The 4132-nt window shown below is 68.0% G+C and carries 4 protein-coding genes; 3 read left to right on the forward strand and 1 reads right to left on the reverse strand.

Features of this window, described 5'->3' with window-relative positions; translation table 11 throughout:
• Positions 1-193 precede the first annotated feature (193 nt).
• Complete coding sequence (locus MFF22_RS22840) at positions 194-445, reverse strand: hypothetical protein (protein ID WP_053609012.1); 252 nt, start codon at positions 443-445, stop codon at positions 194-196.
• Positions 446-652: 207 nt separating this feature from the next.
• Between MFF22_RS22840 and MFF22_RS22845 the strand changes: the two genes are divergently transcribed.
• From MFF22_RS22845 to MFF22_RS22855, 3 genes are read left to right on the forward strand one after another with little or no spacing between them, the layout of a single operon-like run.
• Complete coding sequence (locus tag MFF22_RS22845) at positions 653-1330, forward strand: recombinase family protein (protein ID WP_053609013.1); 678 nt, start codon at positions 653-655, stop codon at positions 1328-1330.
• A 17-nt stretch (positions 1331-1347) separates the two neighbouring features.
• The gene (locus MFF22_RS22850; protein WP_164891434.1) at positions 1348-2994 is read left to right on the forward strand and encodes a DDE-type integrase/transposase/recombinase; all 1647 of its coding nucleotides are present in this window, start codon (positions 1348-1350) and stop codon (positions 2992-2994) included.
• On the forward strand, positions 2994-3965 hold the full coding sequence (locus MFF22_RS22855) for an ExeA family protein (RefSeq protein ID WP_127993251.1): 972 nt from the start codon (positions 2994-2996) through the stop codon (positions 3963-3965). Before MFF22_RS22850 ends, MFF22_RS22855 begins: the two co-directional genes overlap by 1 nt.
• The last annotated feature ends 167 nt before the right edge of the window (positions 3966-4132 follow it).

Consider the following 4132-nt stretch of genomic DNA (forward strand, 5'->3'; position numbering starts at 1 on the left):
GTAGCGGCGCGCAATCGAACTGTGGCGGAGGCGCAATCGAGGGCGTTTTCCGGCGCACGATCGGTGAGACTGGAGACGGTCTCCGACGCACATTCCGTGAGACTGGGCGCACGATCGGTGAGACCGACGCGAGATCATCCGAGCCGACGCACGCTGCGTGAGACGGATCAGGTCGGCAGGCAAGATGAGCCTGTTATCCGACGCGTGTAGGTCCCTTCCTGTTGCCTGACTTGGCCGTGCTGCCGGCAGCCGCCAGGGCGGCGATCAACGCCTCACGTGGGACCGTGACGGTCACGAAGCGGTTCTTCTCGGGATCGCGATCCTCGGTTGCGGTCATCGTGATCTGGATCGTGGTCGCGCTCATGGCGACATCGAGCAGGACGGGATCGTCTTCGAAGTCCACCTCATACCGCCGGCCGCCGGCTTGTCGGAGAATGGCGAACATGGGCGATCTCTTTTCCGGACCAGGCGCCGTTCATCCGGCCCCTGGCCGTAGCGCCTCACGCACCACGACGACAAGGAAAACGGCCGGTTTTCTTGTGAGGCTCGGGTGCCGCTGAACAAAGCTCGGGGAGCGTCAGAAAACTCGTTGCGGAAATGAGCGCGAGATTGCAGGATGGACAGTATCTTTCCTGGCGGCCTCGGGGAGCTCATGCTGATCGGCTACGTCCGGGTCTCGAAGAGCGACGGCAGCCAGACGCTCGCTCCGCAACGCGACGCGCTTCTCGCCGCCGGCGTCGCCGATGAACGCATCTACCAGGATCTCGCCTCCGGCCGGCATGATGCCCGCCCCGGCTTGCTGGCCTGCCTGAAAGCCCTTCAGCCGGGTAACACCCTGGTGTTGTGGAAGCTCGATCGTCTTGGCCGCGACCTTCGGCATCTCGTCACCACGGCCGAGGACCTCCGCCTTCGTGGCGTCGGCCTCAAGGTTCTGGCCGGGGCCGGAGCGCAGATCGACACCACCACCGCCAACGGCCGTCTCGCCTTCGGCATCTTCGCGGCCTTCGCCGAGTTCGAGCGGGCGCTCATCACCGAGCGCACGACGGCGGGGCTCGCCGCGGCCCGGGCCCGTGGGCGCATGGGCGGGCGGCCACGCAAGATGGACCATGCAACGCTGACCATGGCCATGGCCGCCATGGCCGACCCGAAGGCTGTCGCGGCGGACGTCGCCAAACGCCTCGGCGTCACCACCACGACACTCTACGCCTATGTGAACGGCGACGGCACACCCAAGGCGGCCGGGCAGGTGCTGCTGGACGGCGCGGCCACGATCCGCAAGGGTGCGAAGCCGAGCGCACCTTCACCATCCAGCCAGACCGGTCTGGCGTGATGCCGGCCGGGGGCGCCGTGCCGACCGAGGCCCTGGTGACCCTCCGGCAGCGGCTTGCCGCACTCCCCGCCCGTCATCCGGAACGGACCACCCTGATCCGGTCGACCGCCGCGCTTTATGCCGTCAGCCGGGCGACCTTGTACCGCCTGCTGCGTGGCGGACGTCGCCCCCATGCCGCTCACCGCGCCGACCAGGGGCGGCCGAGGTCGATGTCGGCCTCCGAGATCGAACGCTGGTGCGAGATCGTCGCGGCCATGAAGGTCCGCACCACGAACCGCAAGGGCCGCCACCTGTCGACGGTGCGTATCCTCGGCCTGCTTGTCGAGCACGGGGTCGACACGCCCGATGGCTTCATGAAGCTGGCACCAGGCCGCCTGACCGCATCCACCCTCAACCGACACCTGCGGCGTCTCGGCTACGATCATGCCCGCATGGTCCGCGAGCCGCCCGCCGTCCGCTTCCAGGCCGCGCAAGCCAACGCGCTCTGGCACTTCGACATGAGCCCCTCGGATCTCAAGCAGATCGAAGTTCCGCCCTGGCTCGATCATGACCGCTCGGGCGCGCCCATGCTGATGCTGTTCAGCGTCGTCGACGACCGCTCCGGCGTCGCCTACCAGGAATATCGGTGCGTCTACGGCGAGGACGTCGAGAGCGCGCTGCGCTTCCTGTTCAACGCCATGGCCCGCAAGGAGACCGACGAGAACGGGAGCCCGTTCGGCGGCATTCCGGCGGCTCTCTACCTCGACAACGGCCCGGTCGCGAAGTCGGCTGTGTTCGGACGCGTGATGGAGAGCTTGGGTGTCGCGGTGACGACGCACAGGCCGGCCGGGTCGGATGGTCGGCGCACCACGGCACGCTCCAAGGGCAAGGTCGAGCGGCCCTTCCGCACCGTGAAGGAGGCCCACGAGACCCTGTACCACTTCCACCGGCCCGAGACGGAGGCGGAGGCCAATCGGTGGCTGGCGCGCTTCATCGACAGCTACAACCGTGGCGATCATCGCATCGAACCGCACAGCCGTATCGAGGACTGGCTGGCGCACCTGCCCGACGACGGTCTGCGGGAGATGTGCGGCTGGGATCGGTTCTGCGCCTTTGCCCGGGAACCGGAACGACGGGTCGTGGCGCTCGACTGCCGGATGACGATCGCCGGCGTGACCTACGAGATCGATCCCGAGTTCGCCGGCGAGACGGTCGTGGTGTGGTGGGGCCTCTTCGACCAGGAACTCTGGGTGGAATGCGAGGATCGGCGGTCCGGCCCCTTTCTTCCGGTCGGAGGCCCGATCCCGCTGCATCGCTATCGCAAGCACCGCAAATCCAGGCGTGAGGTCAAGGCCGAGCGGGTCGAGGACCTGGCGCGCCGGCTCGCGCTGCCGCGTGCGGCGCTGTCGGGCGAGGCCGACGTCGTCATGGCCGAGGCGCGACCGCCTCTGTCCGTCCCGGTGCGTCCCTTCCGCGATCCCGACCCATTCGGACAGCTGAGCTTCGCCAATCTGCTCGTCGCCCGGCGCGCCATCGCCGAGGCCATCAGGCTGCCCCTCGCCACCCTCCCGGCTGAGGATCGCGCCTTCATCGACGCCTTGCTGGCGCGGACCTTGGCCCGTCCCGAGGTCCTGGCCGCCGTCCGAGAGCGCTTCCCGCCCGGGCAGAGGGGAGGCGTCGGCTGATGCTCACCGAAGTGATGCGCTTCTACGACCTGTTGCGACCGCCGACCGACGTCGGCTTCTTCGAGACAGAGCACCATACCCAGGTCGCCCGCGATATCCGCGCCGCCATCGCGGGTGGTCGCCTGATCGCTGTCACGGCCGTCATCGGCTCGGGCAAGACACTGCTGTCGCGCCGCCTGCGTGCCGACCTCGAGCGAGAAGGCCGGGTGATCGTGTCGCGCTCGCTGTCGGTCGACAAGGCCAAGATCACCGTGCCGCTCCTGCTGGCTGCCTTGTTCTATGACCTGTCGCCGGAAAAGACGGTGACGATCTCCAGCCAGTCGGAACGCCGCGAGCGAGACCTGCAGGAGCTGTTCCGGCGCGCCAGGAAGCCCGTGGCGCTCTTCATCGACGACGCGCACGACCTCCACCCCAAGACGCTGACGGCGCTCAAGCGCCTCATCGAGCTGGTGGCGGAGGGCGGAGGGCAGCTCTCGATCGTGCTGATCGGCCATCCCAAGCTGAAGAACGACCTGCGGCGTCCCAAGATGGAGGAAATCGGCGACCGCACGACGGTGTTCGAGTTCGGAGGGCTGCGTGATCGGCAACGCGACTATATCGACTGGGTGATGAAGGCCTCGCTCCAGGATGGCATCGCGCAGGCCGACGTACTGACCGACGGCGCCGCCACCTTGCTCGCCGCCAAGCTGAAGACGCCGCTCCAGATCGGGCAGCATCTCGTGCGCGCCTTCGAAGCCGCCTTCGAGATCGGGGCCAAGCCGGTCGATGCCGACATGATCGATGCTGTGCTATCGCGCCAGCTCGACGAGTTGGAGCCCCGGCTGACGCGGAACGGCTACGACCTTCGCAGTCTGGCCGAGCAGTTCGACGCCAAGCCCGGCGAGGTCCGACGGCTCCTCCGCGGCGAACTCGAAGCGGCCCGGGCCGCCGAACTCCTGGACGAGATGCGGGCCGCCGGCCTGCCGACCTGATCCGTCTCACGCAGCGTGCGTCGGCTCGGATGATCTCGCGTCGGTCTCACCGATCGTGCGCCCAGTCTCACGGAATGTGCGTCGGAGACCGTCTCCAGTCTCACCGATCGTGCGCCGGAAAACGCCCTCGATTGCGCCTCCGCCACAGTTCGATTGCGCGCCGCTAC

Source organism: Methylobacterium persicinum, assembly GCF_022179525.1.
GTDB classification, from domain to species: domain Bacteria; phylum Pseudomonadota; class Alphaproteobacteria; order Rhizobiales; family Beijerinckiaceae; genus Methylobacterium; species Methylobacterium persicinum.